Origin of the sequence: Streptomyces huasconensis (assembly GCF_021028635.1) — a bacterium.
Taxonomy (GTDB): Bacteria; Actinomycetota; Actinomycetes; order Streptomycetales; family Streptomycetaceae; genus Streptomyces; species Streptomyces huasconensis.
The window spans coordinates 966,890-990,693 of record NZ_CP086119.1 but is presented as its reverse complement, the minus strand read 5'-3'; the positions used below and the strand labels follow the sequence as shown (position 1 = coordinate 990,693).

Annotated in this window: 24 protein-coding genes; 12 read left to right on the top strand and 12 right to left on the bottom strand. The window is 73.7% G+C overall.

Features of this window, described 5'->3' with window-relative positions; translation table 11 throughout:
* The first annotated feature begins 97 nt into the window (after positions 1–97).
* The 3 genes from J2N69_RS04370 to J2N69_RS04360 all read left to right on the top strand — a co-directional run bounded on the left by J2N69_RS04370 (position 98) and on the right by J2N69_RS04360 (position 3,832).
* Complete coding sequence (locus J2N69_RS04370; RefSeq protein WP_230899554.1) at positions 98–1,303, top strand: ROK family transcriptional regulator; 1,206 nt, start codon at positions 98–100, stop codon at positions 1,301–1,303.
* Positions 1,300–2,889 (top strand): M81 family metallopeptidase, encoded by a 1,590-nt coding sequence (locus J2N69_RS04365; protein ID WP_230899553.1) that lies wholly within the window; start codon positions 1,300–1,302, stop codon positions 2,887–2,889. Before J2N69_RS04370 ends, J2N69_RS04365 begins: the two co-directional genes overlap by 4 nt.
* Positions 2,890–3,013: 124 nt before the next feature.
* The gene (locus tag J2N69_RS04360) at positions 3,014–3,832 is read left to right on the top strand and encodes a transporter substrate-binding domain-containing protein (RefSeq protein WP_230899552.1); all 819 of its coding nucleotides are present in this window, start codon (positions 3,014–3,016) and stop codon (positions 3,830–3,832) included.
* Between the two features lie 19 nt (positions 3,833–3,851).
* Here the strand turns inward: J2N69_RS04360 and J2N69_RS04355 are convergent, their stop codons facing one another.
* Complete coding sequence (locus J2N69_RS04355; protein WP_230899551.1) at positions 3,852–4,145, bottom strand: WhiB family transcriptional regulator; 294 nt, start codon at positions 4,143–4,145, stop codon at positions 3,852–3,854.
* 98 nt (positions 4,146–4,243) lie between these two features.
* On the opposite strand from J2N69_RS04355, the gene J2N69_RS04350 reads away from it, so the two are divergent.
* Complete coding sequence (locus J2N69_RS04350; protein ID WP_230899550.1) at positions 4,244–4,627, top strand: VOC family protein; 384 nt, start codon at positions 4,244–4,246, stop codon at positions 4,625–4,627.
* Positions 4,628–4,689: 62 nt separating this feature from the next.
* Here J2N69_RS04350 and J2N69_RS04345 read toward each other — a convergent pair whose 3' ends face one another.
* Positions 4,690–5,769: an NADH:flavin oxidoreductase/NADH oxidase gene (locus tag J2N69_RS04345; RefSeq protein WP_230899549.1), complete on the bottom strand. Its 1,080-nt coding sequence runs from the start codon at positions 5,767–5,769 to the stop codon at positions 4,690–4,692.
* Between the two features lie 199 nt (positions 5,770–5,968).
* Between J2N69_RS04345 and J2N69_RS04340 the strand changes: the two genes are divergently transcribed.
* Positions 5,969–6,328 carry an ArsR/SmtB family transcription factor gene (locus J2N69_RS04340; protein WP_230899548.1) on the top strand — a complete coding sequence of 120 codons (360 nt, stop codon included), beginning with the start codon at positions 5,969–5,971 and terminating at the stop codon, positions 6,326–6,328.
* A 34-nt stretch (positions 6,329–6,362) separates the two neighbouring features.
* Here J2N69_RS04340 and J2N69_RS04335 read toward each other — a convergent pair whose 3' ends face one another.
* Together J2N69_RS04335 and J2N69_RS04330 are read right to left on the bottom strand one after the other, a co-directional pair.
* The gene (locus J2N69_RS04335) at positions 6,363–7,730 is read right to left on the bottom strand and encodes an FAD-dependent oxidoreductase (protein WP_230899547.1); all 1,368 of its coding nucleotides are present in this window, start codon (positions 7,728–7,730) and stop codon (positions 6,363–6,365) included.
* 121 nt (positions 7,731–7,851) lie between these two features.
* A complete protein-coding gene (locus J2N69_RS04330; RefSeq protein ID WP_230904573.1) occupies positions 7,852–8,487 on the bottom strand; it encodes a DUF305 domain-containing protein in 636 nt (211 codons plus the stop codon).
* Between the two features lie 217 nt (positions 8,488–8,704).
* Between J2N69_RS04330 and J2N69_RS04325 the strand changes: the two genes are divergently transcribed.
* Positions 8,705–10,216, top strand: a complete 1,512-nt coding sequence (locus tag J2N69_RS04325; protein WP_230899546.1) for an LVIVD repeat-containing protein — start codon at positions 8,705–8,707, stop codon at positions 10,214–10,216.
* Here J2N69_RS04325 and J2N69_RS04320 read toward each other — a convergent pair.
* The 6 genes from J2N69_RS04320 to J2N69_RS04295 form a co-directional block, all read right to left on the bottom strand.
* Complete coding sequence (locus J2N69_RS04320; RefSeq protein ID WP_230899545.1) at positions 10,195–10,872, bottom strand: TetR/AcrR family transcriptional regulator; 678 nt, start codon at positions 10,870–10,872, stop codon at positions 10,195–10,197. The genes J2N69_RS04325 and J2N69_RS04320 overlap by 22 nt on opposite strands.
* Positions 10,873–10,935: 63 nt before the next feature.
* Positions 10,936–11,715 carry an HAD family hydrolase gene (locus tag J2N69_RS04315; protein WP_230899544.1) on the bottom strand — a complete coding sequence of 260 codons (780 nt, stop codon included), beginning with the start codon at positions 11,713–11,715 and terminating at the stop codon, positions 10,936–10,938.
* Positions 11,716–12,012: 297 nt separating this feature from the next.
* Positions 12,013–12,702, bottom strand: a complete 690-nt coding sequence (locus J2N69_RS04310) for a phosphatase PAP2 family protein (protein WP_230899543.1) — start codon at positions 12,700–12,702, stop codon at positions 12,013–12,015.
* A gap of 111 nt (positions 12,703–12,813) precedes the next feature.
* Positions 12,814–13,374: a CchlQ gene (locus tag J2N69_RS04305; RefSeq protein WP_230899542.1), complete on the bottom strand. Its 561-nt coding sequence runs from the start codon at positions 13,372–13,374 to the stop codon at positions 12,814–12,816.
* Between the two features lie 130 nt (positions 13,375–13,504).
* Positions 13,505–14,203: a restriction endonuclease gene (locus J2N69_RS04300; RefSeq protein WP_230899541.1), complete on the bottom strand. Its 699-nt coding sequence runs from the start codon at positions 14,201–14,203 to the stop codon at positions 13,505–13,507.
* Between the two features lie 164 nt (positions 14,204–14,367).
* On the bottom strand, positions 14,368–15,303 hold the full coding sequence (locus J2N69_RS04295; protein ID WP_230899540.1) for a M56 family metallopeptidase: 936 nt from the start codon (positions 15,301–15,303) through the stop codon (positions 14,368–14,370).
* Positions 15,304–15,477: 174 nt separating this feature from the next.
* On the opposite strand from J2N69_RS04295, the gene J2N69_RS04290 reads away from it, so the two are divergent.
* Positions 15,478–16,119: an HAD family hydrolase gene (locus J2N69_RS04290; protein WP_230899539.1), complete on the top strand. Its 642-nt coding sequence runs from the start codon at positions 15,478–15,480 to the stop codon at positions 16,117–16,119.
* Between the two features lie 31 nt (positions 16,120–16,150).
* On the opposite strand, the gene J2N69_RS04285 is transcribed toward J2N69_RS04290, so the two are convergent.
* Positions 16,151–16,711, bottom strand: a complete 561-nt coding sequence (locus J2N69_RS04285; RefSeq protein ID WP_230899538.1) for a DUF5134 domain-containing protein — start codon at positions 16,709–16,711, stop codon at positions 16,151–16,153.
* Between the two features lie 166 nt (positions 16,712–16,877).
* On the opposite strand from J2N69_RS04285, the gene J2N69_RS04280 reads away from it, so the two are divergent.
* Both J2N69_RS04280 and J2N69_RS04275 read left to right on the top strand, forming a co-directional pair.
* The gene (locus J2N69_RS04280) at positions 16,878–18,626 is read left to right on the top strand and encodes an FUSC family protein (protein WP_230899537.1); all 1,749 of its coding nucleotides are present in this window, start codon (positions 16,878–16,880) and stop codon (positions 18,624–18,626) included.
* Positions 18,623–19,159, top strand: a complete 537-nt coding sequence (locus J2N69_RS04275; RefSeq protein ID WP_230899536.1) for a MarR family winged helix-turn-helix transcriptional regulator — start codon at positions 18,623–18,625, stop codon at positions 19,157–19,159. The genes J2N69_RS04280 and J2N69_RS04275 overlap by 4 nt, the downstream gene beginning before the upstream one ends.
* 72 nt (positions 19,160–19,231) lie before the next feature.
* On the opposite strand, the gene J2N69_RS04270 is transcribed toward J2N69_RS04275, so the two are convergent.
* Entirely contained in the window at positions 19,232–20,041 is an 810-nt protein-coding gene (locus tag J2N69_RS04270) for a FadR/GntR family transcriptional regulator (protein ID WP_230899535.1), read from the bottom strand.
* Between the two features lie 188 nt (positions 20,042–20,229).
* Here J2N69_RS04270 and J2N69_RS04265 point away from each other — a divergent pair, with 188 nt between their 5' ends.
* From J2N69_RS04265 to J2N69_RS04255, 3 genes are read left to right on the top strand one after another with little or no spacing between them, the layout of a single operon-like run.
* Positions 20,230–21,444: a M20 family metallopeptidase gene (locus J2N69_RS04265; protein ID WP_230899534.1), complete on the top strand. Its 1,215-nt coding sequence runs from the start codon at positions 20,230–20,232 to the stop codon at positions 21,442–21,444.
* Positions 21,441–22,931 (top strand): aldehyde dehydrogenase family protein, encoded by a 1,491-nt coding sequence (locus tag J2N69_RS04260; RefSeq protein ID WP_230899533.1) that lies wholly within the window; start codon positions 21,441–21,443, stop codon positions 22,929–22,931. Before J2N69_RS04265 ends, J2N69_RS04260 begins: the two co-directional genes overlap by 4 nt.
* Before the next feature lie 45 nt (positions 22,932–22,976).
* Positions 22,977–23,783 carry an SDR family NAD(P)-dependent oxidoreductase gene (locus J2N69_RS04255; RefSeq protein WP_230899532.1) on the top strand — a complete coding sequence of 269 codons (807 nt, stop codon included), beginning with the start codon at positions 22,977–22,979 and terminating at the stop codon, positions 23,781–23,783.
* The last annotated feature ends 21 nt before the right edge of the window (positions 23,784–23,804 follow it).

Here is a 23,804-nt window from a genome sequence, read left to right as displayed (position 1 = left end):
ACATCCCGAAGTAACGTCGCCGCATACCACCGCGGACGTACAGGGCGAGAGAACAGTGCGGGGCAGCCCGTACGACAGATGAGCAACTGGGGGCGGCATGGCCGGAACACCACTCGGCGAACCAGGATCGGCACAGCACATCCTCCACCTGGTCTCCTCGGGGGCTGCCTCCTCACGGGCCGACCTCGTACGCGAACTCGGCCTCGCCGCCTCGACGGTCTCCCTGCGGGTGCAGGAACTCGTCGACGCCGGGCTCCTCACCGAGTCCGGCGAGGGCGCCTCCCGCGGCGGCCGCAGGCCCAGGCTGCTGCGGGTCGCCTCGCACGGAGGCGTGGCCGTCGCCGCGGACCTCGGCAGCCACCACGCGCGGCTCGGCGTCGTCGACGTCGGCGGCACCGTCAGCGACGCCGTCGACCTGCCGCACGACATCACCGCGGGCCCCGACTCCGCCGTCGACTGGCTCTGCGGCCAGGTCGACCGGCTCGTCGCCCGCCAGCGCGAGGAGGGCCGTACGGTGCGGGCGCTCGGTGTCGCCTTCCCCGGCCCCGTCCAGCCCGGCACCGGCCGCGTCCTCAGCCCTTCCCGCATGCCCGGCTGGCACCGCCACGCCCTGCGCGACGTGCTCGCCGAACGCCTCGGCCTCCCCGTCACCGTCGACAACGACGCCACGATGATGGCCGTCGGCGAGCACCGCGTCGCCCGCCCCGAACTCGACCACCTCGTCGTCGTCAAGGCCGGGCGCGGCATCGGCAGCGGCGTCATCTCCGCCGGGCGCCCGCACGACGGGGCCAACGGCAGTGCCGGCGACATCAGCCACGTCCGCGTCGACGCCGCGGGCGACCGCCCGTGCAGCTGCGGCAACATCGGCTGCCTGGAGACCGTGGCCAGCGGCGCCGCCCTCATCCGCGAACTCGCCCTCCAGGGCGTCGAGGTGGACGGCACCACCGGCCTGCTGCGTCTCGTCGCGGACGGCGACCCGCGGGCCACCACCCTCGTCCGTACCGCGGGACGGCACATCGGCACCGTCCTGTCCGTCGTCGTCAACTTCTTCAACCCGCAGGCCGTGGCGCTCGGCGGCGCCCTCGCCACCGCCGAGCCCCTGGTCGCCGCCGTGCGCGGGGTGCTCTACGAACGGTGCCTGCCCCTCGCCACCGCCGATCTGGAGATCACCACCACGGTCACGGGCGTCGACGCGGGCCTGCTCGGCGCGGGCCTCACCGCGTTGCGCGAGCACCTGCCGACCACCCCCGCGGCCCTCCCCGCCCCCGCCCCGGCTCCCCAGGAAGAGAGCGCACCCGCATGACGAGCACCCCCGTCAACCGCCGCCTGCGCATCGGCATCGGCGGCATCGGCATCGAGTCCTCCACGTTCTGCCCGCACCGTTCCACCACGGACGACTTCCGCAGGACGCGCGGCCAGGAACTCCTCGACCGCTACACCTGGACGGGGGCGGACTCCGACCTGGCCGCCACCGTCGCATGGGTGCCGCTGCTGCACGCGACCGCGCTGCCCGGCGGCCCGGTGGAGGCGCAGTCGTACCTGACCCTCAAGGACGAACTCGTCACGCGCATCAGGGAAGCGGGTCCCCTCGACGGCCTGGTCTACGACATCCACGGCGCGATGAGCGTCGTCGGCCTCACCGACGCCGAGGCCGACCTCACCGAAGCGGTCCGCGCGGCCCTCGACTCCGTCGGCACCCCGGACGGCACCGGGCGTCCCATGATCTCCGCCGCCATGGACCTGCACGGCAACGTCTCCCGCCGCTTCGCCGAGCCCGTCGACCTGCTCACCGCCCACCGCCTCGCCCCGCACGAGGACGCCTGGGGGACCCGGGAGCGCGCCGCCCGCAACCTCGTGCGCTGCCTCCTCGACGGCACGCGCCCGCACCGCGCCTGGGTGCAGATCCCCGTCCTCCTGCCCGGCGAGAAGACCAGCACCCGCCTGGAACCCGCCACGTCCCTCTACGCCTCCCTCGCCGACATCGAACGGCTGCCCGGCATCCTCGACGCCGCGCTGTGGGTCGGCTACGCCTGGGCCGACGAGCCCCGCTGCCGGGCCGCGGTCGTCGTCACCGGAGACGACGCCGCACGCGCCGCCGCCGAGGCCGCGAAGCTCGCGCGCCGCTACTGGGACGCGCGCCGCGACTTCGCCTTCGTCGGCCCCACGGGCACCGCCGAGGAGTGCGTCGCGCGGGCGGTGGCCTCGGACAAGCGGCCCTTCCTGATCAGCGACTCCGGCGACAACCCGACGGCGGGCGGCGCGGGCGACCTCGCGTACATGCTGGGCAAGCTGCTCGCACACGACGCGATCCGCTCCGGGCAGGTCACCGCGGTCCACCCCGGCATCACCGACCCGGTGGCCGTCGCCCGCTGCTTCGAGGCGGGCATCGGCGCGGAGGTCACGCTGAGCGTCGGCGGCAAGGTCGACCCGCGCCACGGCGGCCCGTACGAACTCACCGGCACTGTCGTCGCGTTGCAGCGCGCCACCGACCGCAAGGACCGCGCGGAGGGCGGCGCGTACGACCGCGGGACCGACATGGCGGCCGTCCGCACCGGTGGCCTCACCGTCATCCTCGTCGAACGCCGCAAGCCGTTCCACACCCTGGCCGACTTCATGGGCCCGCGGGAGGGCGGCCTGGGCATCGACCCGCGTACGTACGACATCGTGGCCGTGAAGATCGGCTACCTGGAGCCGGAGCTGTACGACATGGCGGCCGACTGGCTGCTCGCCCTCACCCCCGGCGGAGTCGACCAGGACCTGCCGCGCCTCGGGCACCACCGGGTGGAGCGGCCGCTCTACCCCTTCGACGAGGACGCGTACGACACGGGTGCGGCCGGTGGTGAGGGGCCGGACCTGACGCCGGTCGTGCTGGCGCCGCTCGCCGGGTGAGAAGGGGGTTCAGCCGGAGGGAGGGGTCTGCGAAGGTGATCCCTTCGAGCCGCCCGGCTGCCCGGTCGGCCGCTCGTTCGTTCATCAGCCCGGAGCCGTCGCCCACCGTGCAAAGGAGCCCTCCGTGAAGCGTGCCGTCACCCTGTCCGCCCTCGTCTGTCTGCTGGCCGTCACCGCCGCCGCGCCCGCGTCCCCCGGCGCGGGCGCGCGCCCGGAACGCCACCACCCGGGCACCCTCCTGGACGCCGTGCCGAGGAAGGGCGTCCTGAAGGTCTGCACGACCGGTGACTACGCGCCCTTCACGAAGCTGGACCCCGCGGACAGGACGTACAGCGGCGTGGACATCGAGATGGCGCGCGACCTCGCCAAGAGCCTTGGCACCAAGCCGAAGTTCACCGCGACGACGTGGGCGAACCTCACCAAGGACGTCGCCGCGCGCCGCTGCGACATCGGGGTCGGCGGCGTCTCCATCACACTGCCACGCGCCCGCCAGGTCTATTTCAGTGAACCCACGCGCGAGGACGGCAAGACGCCGATCGCGCGCTGTGCGGACAAGGAAAGGTTCGGCGCGGGGACGCTGAAGGACATCGACAAGGCGGGCGTGCGGGTCGTCGTCAACCCCGGTGGCACGAACGAGGAGTTCGCCAGGGCGCACATCAAGCACGCGATGATCAGGCTCCACCCGGAGAACACCACGGTCTTCCAGGAGATCATCGACGGGCGGGCGGACGTCATGATGACGGACGCGAGCGAGACGCTCTACCAGTCGAAGATCCACCCCGAACTCTGCGCCCTCCACCCCGACAAGCCCTTCACCTTCTCCGAGAAGGCGTACGCGATGCCGCGCGGCGACGAGGAGTTCAAGGAGTACGTGGATCAGTTCGTGCACCTCGCGAAGCACGACGGGACGTACGCGACGTACGAGGACCAGTGGATGAGGTGAGCCGCGGCAAGCGGTGAGGTCAGCGTAGTTGCGCTTCGACCGTGACACCCGTGACGCCCGCGGCGGCGTGCCGCCGTGCGGTCCTGCGCGTCTCCCCGCGCAGGACCGCGCGTTCCTCCTCGCAGGTGCCGCCCCACACACCGGCCGCCTGGCCGGTCCTGAGCGCCCACGACAGACACTCGCCCCGCACCGGGCAGCGGGCGCAGACGCTCTTGGCGGCGGCGAGATCCCTCAACGCTGGGCCTGTCGTACCGACGGGAAAGAAGAGTTCCGGGTCCTCGTCGACGCAGGCAGCCCTCTGCAACCATTCCATGGCCGCCCGGGTGCCCCTGGGACCGGAACGGAAACCGCCGGTTGACCGACGCCGCCCGCGCCCCGTTTGGCGGGGGCGGCACGGGGGACCCGGACACCATGACCGTCCACAAGAACGCCGTGCTCGTACTGGACTGTTCGGAGCCCGAGGCTCTGGCCGAGTTCTATGCCGGACTCCTCGGCGCGGAGGTCCGGTTGAGCAAGGACCCCGACTACGTGGAGATCACGAACGAGGCCGGGGTCTGCCTCGCCGTGCACCGGGAGCGCGACTACATCCCGCCGAGCTGGCCCCGCCCGGAGGACTCGCAGCAGGCGCACCTGAGGATCATGGTCGCCCGCCACGACATGGACGAGGCGGAGCGGGAGGCGGTGGGCCTCGGGGCGCGCCCGGTGGAGACCAAGAACAACAGCGGGCCGCGGGACACGCGCACGTACTCCGACCCGGCGGGTCACTCCTTCACGCTGGCGGCCATCCCCGAGTGACCGAAGTGGTGAACGGTCACTCGCCGAGACGCCCCCCGGTGGCACGCGTGCCAAGCGGGTGTTCAGACGGACCGGTGGTACTGCTCGGGCACGTGCACGTCGGCGCCCAGCTCGCGTCCCGCCCGCCGTGCCCATGACGGGTCCCGCAGCAGCTCCCGCCCCAACAGGACGGCGTCCGCCTCGCCGTTGGCGACGATCTTCTCGGCCTGCTCCACCTCGGTGATCAGACCGACGGCCGCGACCGGCAGCTCCGTCTCGGCCTTCACCTGCGCGGCGAACGGCACCTGGTAGCCGGGCCCGACGGGTATGCGCACGCCCGCCGCGTTGCCGCCCGTGGAGACGTCGAGCAGGTCGACGCCGTGCTCCTTCAGCTCGGAGGCGAAGCGGACGGTGTCGTCGGCCGTCCAGCCCGCGTCGTCGAGCCAGTCGGTGGCCGAGATGCGGAAGAACAGCGGCTTGTCCTCGGGCCACACGGCACGCATGGCGTCGACCACTTCGAGGGCGAAGCGCGTGCGGTTCTCGTACGACCCGCCGTACGCGTCGGTGCGCTTGTTGCTGTGCGGGGAGAGGAACTCGCCGATCAGATAGCCGTGCGCGCCGTGGATCTCGGCCACATCGAAGCCGGCGGCCACCGCGCGCCGCGCGGCGTCGGCGAACTGGCCGACGATCTCGCGGATCTGCTCGACGGACAGCTCGGCCGGCACCGGGTGGCGCTCGTCGAAGGCGACGGGGCTCGGCGCGACGCTCTGCCAGCCGTGCTCCTCCGGGCCCACCGGGGCGCCGCCCTTCCAGGGGCGGTCGGTCGACGCCTTGCGTCCGGCGTGCCCGATCTGGATGCCGGGGACGGTGCCCTGGCTCTTGAGGAACGCCGTGATCCGGCGGAACGCCTCCACCTGGGTGTCGTTCCAGATGCCCAGGTCGTAAGGGCTGATGCGGCCCTCGGGGCTGACGGCGGTGGCCTCGACGATGATCAGGCCCGTGCCGCCGGTGGCCCGCGCCGCGTAGTGCGCGAAGTGCCAGTCCTGGGGGGCGCCCGCCTGAGGGCCCTCCGGCGGGGCCGAGTACTGGCACATCGGCGGCATCCAGACCCGGTTCGGGATCGTCAGCGATCGCAGGGTGTACGGCTCGAACAGCGCGCTCACGGCGGGCTCCATTCCTCGCGGCTGGTGTACTCGTCGTACGATAGTCCTCGTAGTACGGCGCCTGTCAAACTACGGTGGTTCTCGTACAATGACGCGAGAGATCAGGCGCGAGAGATCAGGCGCGAGAGGTCAAGTGCCAGAGATTGGGCGCGAGAGAACGCCAAGGCGCGAGAGAAATACCGGACGAAGGGGAGCCGTCATGACGACCGCCACCACGAGCGGCAGGACGCTCGCCCACCCCGACCCGGCCGACATCCGGCTGGAGGCGGTGCTGCACGCCCTCGCCGACCCCATGCGGATGCGGGTGGTCCGGGACCTCGCCCGGGAGGACGGCGCCGAACTCTCCTGCTCGTACTTCGCCCTGCCCGTCACCAAGTCGACCAGCACGCACCACTTCCGGGTGCTGCGCGAGAGCGGCGTGATCCGGCAGATCTACCGCGGCACGGCCAAACTGAGCGTGCTGCGCCGCGACGACCTGGACACGCTCTTCCCCGGCCTCCTCGACAGCGTCCTCGCCGCCGCCACCCGTGAGGCGGAAAGGCTCGGCGCGGACACCTGACCGCGACGCCCGGCCCCCCGGACCGCCGCCCCGCCTACTGCCCCGCGCCCTGCGCCGCCCGCCGCAGCCCCGCCCAGTCCGGGATCTTCACCACGCCCCGCCCGAGCGAACGCCCCAGCTCCGCCTCCGCGCGCTCGATCGCCAGCCACCCCGGCCACTCCACCGGCCGCAGCCCCACCGCGCGCAGCCCGGCCAGCGGATCTCCCGGAAGCTCCTTCCGTACAAGAGCGGGGGCGTCGTCGAGCAGTGACCGCACCGTCTCCTTGGCGCACGGGCGGTTCGTGCCGATGACGCCGGTCGGGCCCCGCTTGATCCACCCGGCGACGTACTCGCCCGGCGAGGGCACCCCGTCGCGCAGCACCCGCCCGGCCGCGTGCGGCACCGTGCCGCGCTCGGGGTCGAACGGCAGCCCGTCGAGCGGCACCCCGCGGTAGCCGACCGAGCGCAGGACCAGCTGGGCCGGGATGTCCTCGTACCGCCCCGAACCCGCCACCCCGCCCCGACCGTCCGGCAACGTGCGCTCGAACCGCGCCCCGCCGACACGGCCCGTGGCTCCCGCCGTCAGGGCGACCGGGCGCAGGAAGAACCGCAGCCGGATGCGCCGGGGGAGGCCCCGCGCGGGACGCTCGGCCCAGCCGCGCAGCACCTCGACGTTGCGGCGGCTCGCGGCGGGCAGACCCGAGGGGTCGACGTACGCGGGGTCGAGCGCCAACTCCGCCGGGTCCACCAGGACTTCGGTGTCCGGGAGCGAGCCCAGCTCCCGCAGCTCCTTGGTGGTGAACCGGGCCTGCGAGGGCCCGCGCCGCCCCACCATGTGCACCTCGCGCACCCGGCTCCCCGCGAGCACGCCGAGCGCGGCGTCCGGCATGTCGGTGGGCAGCAGCTCGGTGACGCCGCGCGCCAGGATGCGGGCGACGTCCACCGCGACGTTGCCCACACCGATGACGACGGCCGACTCCACGCCCCGTACGAAACCGTCCTGTTCGAAACCGTCCGTCAGGACGTCGGGATGCGCGCTGTACCAGGAGACGAACTCGGTCGCCGAGTGACTGCCCGGCAACTCCTCGCCCGGCACCCCGAGCCTGCGGTCCGCCGCCGCGCCGACGCAGTAGACCACCGCGTGGTACAGGCCGAGGAGCCGGGCCGGGGGCAGCGTGCCGGGGCCGATCTCGACGGCCCCGAGGAAGCGGACCCGCTCGTGTTCGAGGACCGTACGCAGGCTGGACTGGAGGGACTTGATCTTCTCGTGGTCCGGCGCGACGCCGTAGCGCACGAGGCCGTACGGGCAGGGGAGCCGGTCGAGTACGTCGACCCACACCCCCGGCACCTGGTCCTGCTGGACGAGGGACTGCGCGGCGTACACCCCGCTGGGACCCGAACCTACGACGGCGACGTGCAGCACGGTGGTGCTCCCTCCGCGAGGTGACCCCGACGGTTTCAGGATCGCACCCGCGGTGCCCGCTGTCAGGAGCGTGCGCCGAGGGGAAGGCGCATGGGTACCAGGGGCATGGCCCCCGCGAGGCTCAGCCCATCTGCCGCATCCGGCCGATCTCACTCGTCTGCTGCGCCACGACGTCGTTCGCCATCTCCTCGACCTGGATGTTGTTGCCCTCGGACAGGACCTCCGTGGCCATCGTGACGGCCCCGCTGTGGTGCGTGATCATCAGCTTCAGGAAGAGCTGGTCGAACGCCTTGCCCTTCGCGGCCCGCAACTGCTTGAGCTGCGCTTTCGTGGCCATCCCCGGCATCGCCGCGTGGTCGTGCCCGGCGTGCTCGTGCCCGGCGCCCCCGCGCGGTCCGCCGTGGCTCTTCAGCCAGCGCTTCATGGCGCCGATCTCCGGCCGCTGCGCGGCGCCGATGCGGGAGGCGAGCCGCTTCACCTTCTGCGACGCGGCCCGTTTCGGGGCGAGCGCGCTCATCGTCAGTGCCTGGCCGTGGTGCGTGATCATCATCTGCGTGTAGGTGAAGTCGGCCGCGTTGGGGGTGTCGTCGTCGCCTCTGCGCTCGGCCGCCTCCTTCGCCGACATGGTCTCCGCCGCCTCGCCCGGCTTGCCGGGGACGATCACGGAGGGGCCCTCCGACACCTCGCGCCCGGCGTCGTCGGACGCCGAACCGCCGCCGGAGTCGCAGGCGCCGAGTGCGAGAACGGCGGCCGTCATGAGTGCGGTGAGGGTGGGTGTACGACGGTGGAGCAGCACAGCGACCTCCTGCGACACACGGGCGGGTTGGGGTCCGTACCAGCACGGAGGGGGCACCGGCGCGCGGCGACTTCCAGGACGAACGACCTGTTGCCCCCTATTGATCTGTGCATGATGAGCACGATACTGCGGGTGTCCGTGAACCGTTCAACTGTGAACGGCGACAAGGGAGGACGCAGTGGCCCTGTTGCACACATCCCGAACTCGACGCAGACGCCTAGGAATTGGCGCCGCGGCGGCCGGACTCCTCGCCGCGCTGCTGACCGCGGCGCCCGCGGGAGCCACACCCGACCCCGGTGACACGCCCGCCGCTCCGAAGAGCGTCTCCAAGAGCGATGCCGAGAAGGCCCGGAAGGCCATCGAGCGCGGCGAGATACCGGCGCCGGGCGAGGTGGTCCACTCGGCCAACATCGAACACGTGGCCAACGTCCCCAAGGACGCCCTGCCCGGCACGAACACGGACATCGCCTTCCAGGGGAAGTACGCGTTCGCCGGCAACTACGACGGCTTCCGCGTCTTCGACATCAGCGACCCGCAAAAGCCGCGGACGGTCTCGCAGGTCCTATGCCCGGGAGGCCAGAACGACATCTCCGTCTCGGGGAACCTGCTCTTCCTGTCCACCGACTCCTCGCGGAGCGACAACTCCTGCAACAGCACCTCGCAGCCCGCCACGGAGAAGTCCTCCTGGGAGGGCATGAAGATCTTCGACATCAGCGACAAGGCGAACCCCCGGTACGTCTCGGCCGTCGAGACGGCCTGCGGTTCCCACACGCACACGCTGGTGCCGGAACGGCGCAACGTCTACGTGTACGTCTCCTCGTACTCCCCGAGCGCGAGCTTCCCCGACTGCCGGCCGCCGCACGACGGGATCTCGATCATCAAGGTGCCGCGCAGGGCCCCGGAGAAGGCCGCGGTCATCGACTTCCCCGTGTTCTTCCCCGGTGAGGGCCCCGACGGCGGCGGCAACCCGGGCGGGCCCACCAACCCCGGCGTCTCCAAGACCACCGGCTGTCACGACATCACCGTGCTGCCCTCCGAGGATCTCGCCGCGGGCGCGTGCATGGGCGACGGCATCCTCTTCTCCATCGAGGACCCGGAGAAGCCGAGGATCATCGACCAGGTGCAGGACAACGAGAACTTCGCGTTCTGGCACTCGGCGACCTTCAACCAGCGGGCCGACAAGGTCGTCTTCACCGACGAGCTGGGCGGCGGCTCAGGCGCCACCTGCGACGAGGCCACCGGGCCCGAGCGCGGCGCCAACGGCATCTACGACATCAGGGGCAAGGGGGACAAGCGCAAGCTGGTCTTCAAGAGCTACTTCAAGATCCCGCGCCACCAGGCCACCACCGAGAACTGCGTGGCCCACAACGGCTCGCTGATCCCCGTCAGGGGCAAGGACCTGATGGTCCAGTCCTGGTACCAGGGCGGTGTCTCCGTCTGGGACTTCACCGACTCGACCAGGCCCAAGGAGATCGGGTACTTCGAGCGCGGCCCGCACACCACCGACAAGATCACGACGGCCGGCTCCTGGTCGGCGTACTACTACAACGGCCTGGTCTACTCCAACGACATCGCCAAGGGCCTCGACGTCCTGAAGATCAACGACAAGCGGACCCAGCCCGCGCGGCGGGTCCACCTGGGCGAGCTGAACGTCCAGACGCAGCCCGACTACTTCAACCGACGCGACTGAGGGGTCCGGGGCAGCCGGCACACGGGCGTCGACGGTGTCCCGTCGGGCGGCTTGCCGCTCGGCGGGACACCCAGCTCCCAGGCCAGGTCGTACCGCTGGAAGAGCTCGGCCCGCAGCGTCGCCTGTGGCATCGGCGCGCCCGGGATGAGCAGGGCGAACACCGCGCCCATCAGCAGAGCGCGCAGCAGGGGGTAGTCCTGGTCGACGTCGCACGATCCGTACCGCGCCACGGTGTCGCGCAGCAGTTCGGCGAGGCGCTGCTGCTCGGGGCACTGCACGAACCCCTCCGCCTGGAGGATGCCCGCCATGTGCGTACGCATGAGCAGCGGTTCGTCGCGGGCCAGGCCGAGGATCGCGTCGATGGCCCGCGCCAGCCGCTCCGCGCCGGCCGTCTCCCCGGCGGGGCCCGGCTCCCGCTCCAGGGCGGCCGCCAGGGTGCGGTGCATCAGCCGGTGCACGGCCGACTGGAGGAGCTGGCGCTTGCCGGGGAAGTAGTACGAGACCAGGCCGCGGGCGGCGCCCGCCCGGTCGGCGATGTCGCCGAGGGTCGTGGCTTCGTAGCCGCGCTCGGCCACCAGTTCCACCGTGGCCTGCAACAGCCGCTCGCGGGAACGCCTGCGCAGCTCTTCATTGACCGATGGGCTGCGCGGGGACATTCTGTAACTCCTGCGTTGACTGGCTCTGAGCCAATATACTCAGTGGGACCGGTGACGGGGCCTTCATGCGGTCCCGCACGGGCCGGGCCGGCCTGGGGCAGGCAACACCGCGGGGGAGTGTTGCCTGCTCACAGGTGGCTCATGCGGTTCGTCGAGCAGGCCGAGCACGGGCCGCAGCGCCGCCGGGCGCCGGTCGGCCGGCAGATGGTCGACGAAGTGCACCGCGCACCCGAGGTCCGCCGCGCCACCGTCGGCCCGCCGGTCGTCGCCGACCATCAGGGCGTCGCGGGGGTCGGTCCCGAGCGCCTCCAGGGCCACCGCGAACAGGCGCGGGTCGGGCTTCTGGACGCCGTGTTCGTAGGACAGGACGTACGTGTCGACGTACGGGTCGAGGCCGTGGGCACGGAAGACGGGCCGCAGGTCCCATCCGACGTTGCTGACCACCCCGACCTTGACGCCCCGCTCGCGCAGCCCGGCGAGCACCTCCGCCGCGTCGTCGTAGGGACGCCACGCCTGGGGGCTCATGTGCCGTGCGTACAACGCGTCGTACAGCCGTGGATCGGGCAAGGACACCTCGCGGGCCAGCCCGGTGTACGCGGCGCGGTGCAGCTCGGCGGAGTGATCGCGGACAGCCCACAACTCGGCGAGGTGCGCGGGCACGGCAACCGGCGGGACACCGCCCGGCAGTGCGCCCGCCCGCTCCAGGGCGTCGGCGGCCCGCGCCGACTCCAGGTCGCCGAGTGGCACTTCGAGGTCGTCGAGCGCGGCACGCAGCCAGGCCCCGGTGGGTTCGACGCGGAACAACGTTCCGGAGAAATCGAAGAGGACGCCCTTGATCGTCATGGCCCGGAATCCTCCGGGAGCGGCCGAGGGGCGGTCAAGTGCCGCTGGGGGCGGCGGTGGGGGAGTGGCTTGATGGCGATCCAGGGGGTCGTGGGGGCGTGCTGTCAGGGGCGGCCAGATGCCTGACGGGGTGCGAGGGCGGTGGCGGGCGGCCGTCGACGCGGGTGGTGGCCCGGCCATGGCCCCCGGCTCGGCGAGGTCTACGCGGTGATCCGCGGCCGGCGGGTGGATACAGCGGACGTCACCGTGCCGTGCGGCGGCGTCAAACGAGAGGCCCGGCTGGGTGAGGCCCGGGCGTCACGTGGGTTCCTGCCTCGCCCGGCTGCCGGGTCCGCGCTCGTACGTCATGACGGCCAGCGCCACCGTCAGCGCGCCGAGCAGCCAGCCGCCGAGGACGTCCGTGGTCCAGTGCACGCCCAGCCAGACCCGGGTCAGGCCCACGCCCGCCACGGAGAGCACCGCGAGGGCCACGGCCGCCCGCCACGGCGCCCGGCCCACGCCGTACACCCGCAGCAGCCACAGCAGCAGGCCGCAGACGACCGCGGCCGTCATCGCGTGGCCCGAGGGGAACGCCGCGTAGTGCGCGGAGTCCACCGGGTCCGACCACACCGGGCGGGGCCGGTCCACCGCGGCCTTCAGCGACTGCTGCACCACGGAGGCCAGCAGGCAGGTGCCCGCGAGCCAGAGCGCGAGCCGCCCGGCGCCGCGCACGGCGAGCCAGACCGCCACCACCGCGCACAGCGCGCGCATCGTCCAGGGGTCCCACACCCAGTCGGTGAGGACGCGGCTCGCCCGGGTGACGCCCGGGTCGGCCACCGCCCAGCGGTGCGTGGTGCGCGCGATGTCCTTGTCCAGCGACATCAGCGGCCCCCACTCCAGCTCCACCAGGACGAGGAGCAGCAACGAGGGGATGCCGAACAGGACGGCGGCGAGCGCCGCCCGGTGGGCGGCCGGTCGGGTCGGGGAGTCCAGTGGCGCGGGGTACATGTGGCGATCCTCGCTGACGGAGTGGTCCTGAGGCGATCTCGGAACGCCTGCCCCGGCTGCCACGGGGTACGCGCCGCTGCCGCGGAGCCGTGCCCGGTGACCGGGGCGGGGTCAGCGCCGTCCGGGTGCCGTGTCCGCCGCGCGTTCCGTGCAGTGCGGACAGCGTTCGCGGCCGTCCCACGCGGACCAGCCGAAGTCGGCCGGGGTGAGGGCGTGGCCGTCCAGCTCGTCGCGCACGGCCTTGCGGTAGGCCCAGACGGCGTCCAGGTACGGGTGGTAGATGTCGTGGAACGCGGGGGTCGAGATGCCGGCGCCCGAGGCGACCACCTTGCGGAGGGCGCGGAGGCGTTCGAACATGGTCTGACCCGTGCCCGCGACGCGGCTGCTGGCGCCGAGGAAGAGCCGCTCGCGCACCTCGTAGACGCGGGCGTTCGTCAGCGCCGAGCGGCTCGCTTCCTCCAGGTCGGTCGCCCCGGCACCGTTCTGCGCGAGGCGGCGCAGCTGGGTGTGGGCCTCGCCCGCCGCCGTGATGAACTCCGTGTAGACGTCCCGGCGGCGCGCCTGAAGGGAGCGGCGGTGTTCCTGGCGGGTGCGCAGGCGGTCGGCCAGGACCGTGCCCGCTATCGCGATCAGACCGCCGCCCAGTGTGGCGACCAGCGTTCCCCACTCCATGCCGAGCTGCCCCCCGTCCGTGGGCCGGAAAACGTGCCCCCGGCGCCGTTCCCTCGTCCCCCCGATCATGCCCGATGGCCAGGGCGGGCCGACGGGCAGCACATCGAGGAGCCCCCCGGCGCCATCGACGTCAGGCGGGTGAACGCCTTCTCGGTACGCCGTCGCCGCGTCCGCTCAACGGGATCAGCGTCTCCAGGTGCGCGCCGCTGACCCACGAGCCCAGCAGGTCCCGGTGCAGGGCGACGATGTCCTGCCGTACCGCCAGGCCCAGCGCTGCCTTCGTGAACGTACGGCAGGTGGTGACGAACAGGGCGACGTCCGCGTGGTGCTCGGGGCGTGCGGTGCCGACGAACTTCTGCATGTCCTGCGAGGACACGCTGCGGTGCGGGGCGTACTTCTTGCACTGGACGACGAGTCTGCGGCCGTCGGGGAGGCAGCCGATGACATCTGCGCCCAGGTCGCCGCTCCTGCCGCTGACGACGACCTGCGTACAACCGTCCCGGCGGCACAGATCGGCGATGTAGCGCTCGAAGTCCTGCCAGGAGAGCGCGTCGACCTCCGCCATCGACAACTCCCTCGCCCTGGCCGCCTCCTCCGCCCGCCACCGCCGGTCCCGCGCCACCGCGAGACGGTGCGCGCGCCACAGCCCCCACCCGGCCGCCCCCGCCGCCGCGACGGCGAGCACCGCCACGAGGACGGGCCACACCGCCGCCCAGTTCCCCGCCACCCACAGCCCGGCGACCACCGCCGCCGCCCCGCCCCACGTCTTCGCCTGCGTACGCGCGCGCTTCCTCGACCGCCCGCCCCGCCGTCGTCGTCGTACCACCATCGTTCTCCCCCTCCCGCACCCGTGCCCCGCAGTGTGAAAGCCCGGCCGGGCTCGGGCAAGAGGGCAGGGGTCGGCGTCAGCCAGGCCGGATGGCTGGCGGACCGCCCTCACCCCGCGGTCCTCCCCGCACCGGCCCGCGAAACCTCGCGCCCTGCCGGAACGCCCTAGCCCAGCGCGCGCAACCCCGGCACGAACGTGACCAGGACCGGGATCACCGGTACCAGCGCCGCGGTCGCCGTCAGGCGGAGCCTGCGGCCCGCGGTGAGCCGGGGGCGGGCGGAGAGCAGCCGGTGGACGCGTTGCGGGACGTGCGCGTGCGGTGTGGGGCAGGGGCCGAAGACGCCGCGGTCCTCGTTCAGTTCGACCAGGGCGAGCGCGATCGTCAGCCGCCCGAAGCGGCGCGAGGCCACGTCGTCGGCGGCCAGCTCCACCAGGCGGTGCATCTCGTCGCGGAACGCCGCGAAGACCCGTACCTGGGGGAAGCCGACGGCCAGCGCGCCCGAGCAGTGCAGCAGCCAGTCGTGCCGCGCCTGCGCGTGGCCCTGCTCATGGGCGAGCACCGCGTCGAGCTGGCGGCCCTTCAGGCGGCGCAAGGCGGCCGTGGTGATGACCAGTTGGGGCGCCTGGCCCGGCAGCCACCAGGCGTCCGGGCGCTCGCCCTCCAGGACGACGAGACGGTCGGCGCCCGGCTCCTCGCCGGGCAACAGCGGGGCGCGCACGAGGAGTTCGGCGCGGCGGCCGGCGCGGCGCGCCCGCGCCTGGGCGATCTCGCGCGTCAGCATCACCGCGGTCCACACGCCGCCGCAGGCCAGCGTCACGGCGGTGGCCGCCGCCCAGGGGCCCGGGGCCTGGAGGGCGTACGCGTCGACCACGGCGTGCGGCGCCGGGGCGAAGAGGTGGCCGCGCACGGCCTGCCACGCGGCGGCCGCGCTCAGCGCCATCGAGAGCGCGCAGCAGAGCAGGACACCCGCCACCACGCACTGCCACATCCACAGCGCGACCACGGGTTCGCGCTCCGGCCAGTCGGCCCGCGCGAGCATCCGGGGGGCGAGCACTGCGGTCAGGGCGCCCAGCAGCAACAGCGCGACGGGGACCATCATGCCGCCCAGCCTATGAGGGCCGGGCCGCCCAAGGGTATGGGCTGTCTCCGCAAGTGACGGATGCCACGGCCGGCGCGCGGGCCCGGGGTGCGAAAGAGGGCTTGATCGGGTCGCTCCGCGCCGCCCGCCGAGTGGCGCCCGTGTGCGGCAGGCGGTACGCCGTAGTGTCGGACGATGATCGAGACCATTGTGTTCGACGTGGGGGAGACCCTCACGAAAGACGACCGTTACTGGGCCTCTTGGGCGGACTGGTTGCAGGTTCCGCGGCACACCGTCTCCGCGCTCGTCGGCTCCGTCGTCGCCCAGGGCGGCGACGGCCTCGACGCGCTGCGCCTGATCAGCCCGGACATGGACATCGCCTCGGCCCATCAGGCGCGCGAGGCCGCGGGCCGGGGCGAGCATCTCGGCGAGGCCGATCTCTATCCCGATGTGCGGCCCGCGCTCGGCGGCCTCCACAAGCTCGGCGTCCGTGTCGTCATCGCGGGCAACGAATCCGCTCGCGCCGCCGAACTCCTGCGCGACCTCGACCTGCCCGCCGACCTCATCGTCACCGCGGGCGACTGGGGCGTGGCGAAGCCGGACCCCGCCTTCTTCACGCGGGTGCTCGAAGTGGCCCAGGCCGGGCCGCGCGAGACGCTGTACGTCGGCGACCACCCCGCGCACGACGTCTTCCCCGCGAAACAGGCCGGACTGCGCACGGCGCACATCCGCCGCGGCCCGTGGGGCCACCTGTGGGCGGATGATCCGGCCGTGGCCGAGGCGGCGGACTGGCAGATCGACAACCTCACCGTGCTGGCCGCGCTGATCGCCCGCTGACGCCGCGTCGGCCGCGGCCGGCCGGGGTCGGCTAGAGCGTCAGCAGCATGGCCAGCATGCCGATGCCCATCGACAGCCTGCACGCCAGCGCCAGCTCCGGCCGGTCCCCCCAGCCGATGACCGCCGAGCCGCCGCCCCGGCCGGTCGCGACCGGCCCCGCGGGAACGAGCCGGGCGCCGGACCACAGGACGTACCCGGCGAAGTAGAGCAGGAGGGCGCCGGTCAACGGGGGCAGGCCCGCGCCCCCGTGGCCCGCGTGCGCGCCCGGCGCCGTGATCATCGCCGCCGACATGTAGACCATGGCGAACGCGCCGATGAGGTGGTGGAGGTGGTGGCGGCTCGCGCGCGCCGCCCAGAGCGCGTGCAGCGTCGCCGCGCCGAACACCACCGCGTAGCCCAGCCAGGCCCAGCGCGGCAGGGCGACGACCGCCGCGGGCACGGCCATCACCGCCATCCCGAAGCCCATGAGCGCCTCGCCGCCCGCGGTGCGGCGCTGTTCCTCGATCCGGCTGCGCATCCGCAGCAGACAGTAGGAACCGCTCACCGCGCACAGGGCGACGAGCAGCCAGGCGGCCTGCACCGGTCCGTGCACCGCGTACCTCCCCCAGTCGACGGTGTTGCCGGGTCGTCGTCGGGTCGATGCCCGGGCCCGTGCGGCCGTACGCGAGCGCACGGGGGTGCATGGGGGGAGCACAGGGGGAGCGCCACACTTCGAGGGCAAATCTTTTCCGAGTAAAACACTTGCTAATGTTTTAGGTATGAGCAGCACTCCGCCGTCCCCGCACCCCGCCCGCCGCCCCGCACGCCCGCGCAGGCTTCCGCTCGCCGGGGTGCTGCGCCCGGGTCGGCCGTCCGACATCTGGTTCAAGCCCGCGTGCAGTGTGGTCGTGGCCAACGCGATACCGAACCTGACGCTCCTCGCCCTCGGGCGGCTCGACCTCGTGATGTACACGATGGCCGGTTCGTTCTGCGCCCTGTACGCCCACCACCTCCCGTACGCGGCCAGGGCGCGCGCCCTGGCCTGGGTCGTCGCGGGGATGACCGCCGGGGTGGCCGCGGCCCTGGTCACGGCCTCGCTGACCAGCTCCGCCGCGGTCCTCGTCGCCGTCGGCGCGGTCCTCGCCGCCGCGCAGAAGACCCTGTGCGACGCGACCCGCATCGGACCGCCCGGGCACCTGATCTTCACCTTCATCAGCTCGGCCACCCTCTTCGCCCCGCAGACCCCCGGCCAGGTCCCCGGCCACCTCGCGCTCACCCTCGCCGGAGGAGCCGTGGCCTGGCTGGTCGGCATGGCGCCCGCCCTGCTGCGCCCGCACGGCCCCGAGCGCAGGGCCACCGCCCGCGCCCTCCGGGCTGCCGCCGCGTACGCCGACGCCGCGGAAGACGCCGGGGGTAAGGAGTCCGGGGCCGCCGCCGAGCGGGCCCGCGCCGCCGCGGCCGGTGCCGTGCACGCCGCGTGGCAGTCACTGCTGGCCACCGGGACCTGGAGCGCCGGGGCCCGCGGCAGCGGGGCCCGCAGCGTCGAGGCTCGGCGCGCCCTGGCCCGCCTCGTCGTCCGCGCCGAAGAGGCCCTCGCCCACCCCGCCGCCGCGGACCCCGCCGCCCTGCGCTCCTGGGCGGCCGGACTGCGCGGCACGGGTGCCGTTCCGCGCCCCGGCGACGTACGCCCCGGTGAACGCGACGAACTCCTCGGCCTCGCCGCCGCACTCGCCGGGCCCAGGATGCCGCTGTGGCGTCGGCTCACGCCCGGCTCCCCGCTGCTGCCCATCGCGCTGCGCACCGCGGTCGGCTGCGCGCTCGCCGGGTACGGATCGCTCGCGCTCGGCATCGGCCGCCCCTACTGGGCGCTGGTCACCGCCGCCTCGCTCTACCAGGCCAACGTGACGCTCACCTGGAACCGGGGCGTGCAGCGCGTGGTCGGCAACCTCGTCGGGGTGCTCGCCTTCGCCGCCATCGCGCCGTTCGCCCACCTCGGCCACGCGGAACTCATCGTCAGCTGCCTCGCCCTCGCCTTCGGCGCGGAGGCCCTGATCAGCCGGAACTACTGGCTGGGCAGCGTGTGCGTGACGCCGATGGCGCTGCTCGTGACGGAGTTCGCGCGGTTCCAGCGGCCGGGTGAGCTGATCCTCGACCGCGTCGTGGACACCCTCGTCGGCGCGGTGCTGGGCGTCGCGGCCGCCGTCCTCGTCACCAACCGGCGCGCCGCCGACCAGATCGAGCAGGCCGTGGAGGCCGTCGAGCGGGCCCGGGAGGCGGCCGAGGCCGACCTCACGGCCGTCTCCGCGCGGCGCCGGCTGACCGCCGCCCTCGTCGACCTGCGCGCCGCCGCCGACGCGGCGGCCGGTGAATGGTGGCAGCGCGCCCTGCCCGAACAGCGGGTGATCGCGGCCGAGCGCGCCGGACACCGTACGCTCGCGGCGACAGTCCGACTTCAGAGCGGCGGCGGCGGTCGGGGGATGCGGCCGCGCGACGAGGTCGCCGACGCCTGGGAGGGCGCACCAGCATGAGAGCAGAGAACGGTCCGGTGACGGGCCCCGGTGGGGACACCGTGGCCGCGGTGGTGCGGCAGTGGCAGGCCGTGCGCCCCGACATCGACACCGGGCCGATGGAGGTGATCGGCCGCATCAACCGCTGCGCGGCCCTCCTCCAGCAGGCCGAGGACGCGCCGCTGCGCAGGGCGGGCCTGACCCGCGCCGAGTTCGACCTGCTGGGCGCCCTGCGCCGCACCGGCCACGAGCTGACCCCCGGCGAACTGGCCCGCGAGACGTTCTCCTCGGGGGCCGCGGTCACCAAGCGGCTCAAGCAGCTCCAGGAACGGCAGCTGGTCGACCGCCGGGCCGACGCCCGCGACCGCCGGGTCGCGCACGTCCGCCTCACCGACGCCGGGCGGGAACTGGTCGACGCGATCCTGCCGGAACAGCTCGCCTACGAGACGGTGGTGCTCTCCGTCCTCGACGGGGACGTACAGGGCCAACTGAGCGGCCTGCTGGGCGAGTTGCTGGCCCAGCTGGAGGGGCGGCTCGGGGTACGGAGGGGGTGAGGCCGGCCGGGGTGCGGAGCGGAGGTCAGGTCCCGGTGACCTCGGGCAGCGAAAACGCGCCCCGGCCGCCCGTCAGCCGCCGCCTTGTCCCGTGCCGGGCCGCGCCGGAACCGCGTCGTCCGCGACCGCCGCCGCCAGCAGTTCCCTCGTCTCCGGTTCCACATGGTCCGCGTAGTACTCGTGCAGCGCCGTACGGCCCAGCCGGGCCGCACGGGCGCTGTCGCCCGCCTCGATCGCGGTGAGGACCTCGCGGTGATGGTTGATCGAGCGGCTCATCCAGGCCGCCGGGTCCGCCACCGCCGCGATCTTCTTCTCGATGACCTCGACGACCGCCTCATGCACCGCGCGGGCACACAGCCCCAGCAGTGCGTTGCGGCTCGCCTCCGCTATCGCGCGGTGGAACAGCGCGTCGGCCTCGCTGAACGCGCGCAGCCCCGAGGGCGACGCGCCGAGCACCTCCATGCGGGTGATCTGCTCCCGCATCCGCCGGAGGTCCTCCTCGGTGTGCAGGCGCGCGGCGAGGCGGTTGCTCTCGGCGTCCAACACCATGCGGAAGTGCACCAGTTCGCCGAGCGAGGCGACGCGGGAGCGGGTGAGGCGGCCGAGCGCCTGGCTGAGGTTGTCGGGCGAGACGCCGAGCACCTCGGCGCCCAGCGGGTCACCGGGACGGGAGCGGATCAAGCCCGTCGACTGGAGCACCCGCAGCGCCTCGCGGACCGTGGAGCGCCCGACCCCGAACCGCTGGACGAGTTCACGCTCCCCGGGAAGCCGTGCGCCCGGCGGCAGTTCACCGCTCAGGATGCGCTCCTCGATCTGCTCCGCCACGCGCTGGTAGGCGCGCACGGGCCGTACGGGCCGGAAGAGATCGTCGTCGGCGGCCATGGCCCCCTCCACGGTGGCTGGTCGGTGCGAGCCGACCAAGGACTGCTGGTTGACCCGGGGCTGAACGTGGCGGCAGAGTACGGGAATTCAACTGGTCTGACCAGCGGACCGCTCGCCGCGCGCTCCCCTCCCGGCGCCGACGGTCGGCCGCGCGGTCCGCGGTCGGCCGGACGACTTGGAGGTTCTTCATGGCCACCGCACCCCCGACCGTCCCCGCCGTCGACACCGACGCCGCGGTCGCCCTCACCCAGGACCTGGTGCGGCTGCGCACCGTCAACGCCACCGGAGCCACCGAGGTCGAGCAGCCGGCCGCGCTCCTCGTCCAACGCCTCTTCGCCGCGTTCGGATGGCCGTACGAGGTCGTGGAGGTCGCCCACGGGCGGCCCAACACCGTGGCCGTCGTCGAGGGCGGGGGCGGTGACGGGCCGACCCTGATGTTCGAGGGGCACATCGACGTCGTCACCGAAGGCGATCCGGCCGACTGGAGCGTCGACCCGTACGGGGCGCTGATCCGCGACGGCAGGCTCTGGGGGCGCGGCGCCGCCGACATGAAGTCCGGTGTCGCCGCCATGATCTATGCCGTGCGCGCCCTCCAGCTCGCCGGGCCCTTCCCCGGCCGGATCGTCGTCGGTGTGCTGTGCGACGAGGAAGGGCTGATGCTCGGCGCCAAGGCGTTCGCCGCCACCCCGCTCGCGCGGACCGTGGACGCCGTCATCGTGTGCGAACCCGAGGGGTACGAGGTGTGCACCTCCGCCCGCGGCGGCATCCGCCTGCGGCTCGACCTGCACGGCGTGATGGCGCACGGCGCGATGCCCCAGGAGGCCAGGAGCCCCATCGTGGCCGGGGCCCGGATCGTCCAGGCGCTCGCCGGCGTGCAGAGCTGGGCCGAGGAGCGCTACGGCACGCACCCGCACGCGGGCCGCGTGACCGTCACCCCGACCGTGCTCCTCGGCGGCGACCCCGACCAGCTCAACGTCATCCCCGCACACGGCGTCGTGGGCGTCGACGTACGCACCATCCCCGGCACCGACCACGCCGAACTCATCGGCCGCGTACGGGACTCGGCGTGCGCGGCGGCCGCCGGTACCGGCGTCGACGTCACGCTCAGCGTGGTCGACGACCGGCCGGCCGTCCAGATCGCCGAGGACCATCCGGTGGTGAGCGCGCTGGTGGCAGGACACCGGCTCGTCCACGGCGAGGCACCCCCCTTCGGCGCCGTCCCCGGCACCACGGACGGCACCATCCTCACCCGCGACGCCGGCCTGCCCACGGTCGTCTACGGCCCCGGCGGCAAATGGATCGCGCACCAGAAGGACGAGTACGTCGAGGTGCGCGAGATCGGCGAATACACGCGCGTGTACGCGGCCGCCGCGCACGCCTTCCTGAACGGAGGCGTACGGTGACGACGTCTCCGCCCCCCGCGAACCGGCCCACCGCGAACCCGCCCTCCGCGTACCCGCGCCACCCCGACGGGCTCCCCGTCGGCGACACCTGGCTCCCGGCGCCCGGCCGCCGCGCCGTCGTCTTCCCGTACGACGGCAGCGAGATCGCCCAGGCGCCCGTGGGCGACGACGTGCTGGCCCGGCAGGCCGTCGAACACGCGGCCGGGCTGCGCAAGCGGGTCGGCGCGCTGCCCGCGCACACCCGGCGCCACGTGTTGGGCGAGGTGGCGGCGGCGCTCGCGGACGCGCTGCCCGAACTCGTGGAGCTGCTGGTCCTGGAGACCGGCAAGCCGCGCGTGGACTGCGACATCGAGATGCTGCGGACCGTCGCCACCTGGCAAGCCGCCGCCGACGAGGTGGCCCACCTCCACGGCGAGACCGTGCCGCTGGACCTCCAGCCCTCCGGGGAGGGGCTCTTCGGGTTCTGGACCCGGCGGCCCGTCGGCGTCGTCGTCGGCATCGCGGGCTTCAACTACCCCGTCCTGCTGGCCTCCCACAAGATCGCCCCGGCGCTCGCCGCGGGCTGCCCGGTGATCATCAAGCCCGCGCCCGCGACACCGCTGGCCACCCTGCGCCTCGTCCAGCTCGTCCGGGAGCGCCTCGCCGCCGCGGGCGCCCCCGCCGGGGCGGTCCAACTCGTCACCGGGGGCGAGGAGGTGGGCCGCGCCCTCACCACGCACCCCGAGGTCGCCGCGGTCTCCTTCACCGGCTCGGCGGCCGTCGGCCACCGCATCGCACGCGACGCCGCGCCCCGCAAGGTCATCCTGGAACTCGGCTCCAACGCCGCGCTCGTCGTGGCCGCCGACGCCGATCTCGACGCCGCCGCGGACGCGGTGGTGCGCGGCGGGTACTACGCGTCCGGGCAGGCCTGCATCTCCGTCCAGCGGGTCGTCGCCGTCGCGGCGGTCGCCGCCACCCTGGAGGAGAAGATCACGCGACGGCTGCGGACGGTGGCCGTCGGCGACCCCCGCGACCCGGCGACCCGGGTCTCCGCCCTCATCGACGAGGCGGCCACCGAGCGGGTCACCGACTGGGTCCACCGGGCACGTGCCGCGGGCGCCAGGCTGGTCGCCGGGGGAGACCGCGAGGGCCGGTGCCTGACCCCGACGCTGCTCGCGGACGTGCCGGACGGCCAGCCCGCCTGGGACGAGGAGATCTTCGGCCCGGTGGTCTGCCTGCGCGCGGTGCCGGACCTGGAGACCGCGTACGACGTCGTCAACGCGAGCCGCTACGGCCTGCACGCGGCGGTCTTCACCCGCGACCTGGGCGCCGCCTTCCGCGCGGTGGAAGAGCTGGAGACGGGCGGCGTCGTGATCAACGAAGTCCCCGGTTACCGCAGCGACCTCGCGCCCTACGGCGGCGTCAAGGACTCGGGCATCGGCCGCGAGGGCCCGCGCTTCGCGATCGGGGAACTGACGGTGACGCGGATGGCGGTCGTCCGGCCCTGAGCCGGCGGACCGCGATCCCGCCGAGGGAGAAAGGCAGCGAGACACATGGACCACGCCCACTACACCCGCCTGTTCCGGCTGGACGGACGCCGCGTCGCGGTCGTCGGCGGCGCGAGCGGCATCGGCCGCGAGGCGGCGCGCGCCCTGACCGCCCAGGGCGCCGAGGTCATCGTGGCGGACCGCGACGGGGCGGGAGCCGCCGAGACGGCGCGGCTGGCCCTGGCCGGTGCCGAGGGCACGGCCGCCTCCGGCACCGCCACCCCCCACACCCTCGACGTGCTGGTCCCCGAAGCCGTGCGGGACGCCGTCGCCGCGTGGGGGCCCCTGGACGGGCTGGTCGTCACCGTCGGGGTCAACGTCCGCAAGCGCATCGCCGACTACAGCCTCCAGGAGTTCGACCAGGTCATCGGGCTCAACCTGCGCGCCTACCTCACGCTCATCCAGGCCGCCGCCCCCGCCATGGCCGAGCGCGGGCGCGGCAGCGTCGTCGGGATCGCGTCCATGCGGGCCTTCCAGGTGGAGCCAGGGCAGGGCGCGTACGCCGCGTCGAAGGCCGGGCTCATCCAGCTCCTGCGCACCGCCGCCGCCGAGTGGGGCCCGCGCGGGGTGCGCTTCAACGCCGTCGCGCCCGGCGTCGTCCGAACCCCGCTGACCGATCAGATCGCCGCCGACCCGCAGTGGTACCGGGCGTACGCCGAGGCCAACGCGCTCAAGCGCTGGGCGCAACCCGAGGAGATCGCCGGAGCCGTCGCCTACCTCGTGTCGGACGCGGCCACCTATGTCACCGGCAGCGTCCTCACCGTCGACGGCGGCTGGACAGCTGTCGACGGGCGCTACGACCCCTCGGTGTGACGCCCCTTCGGTGCGACGCCC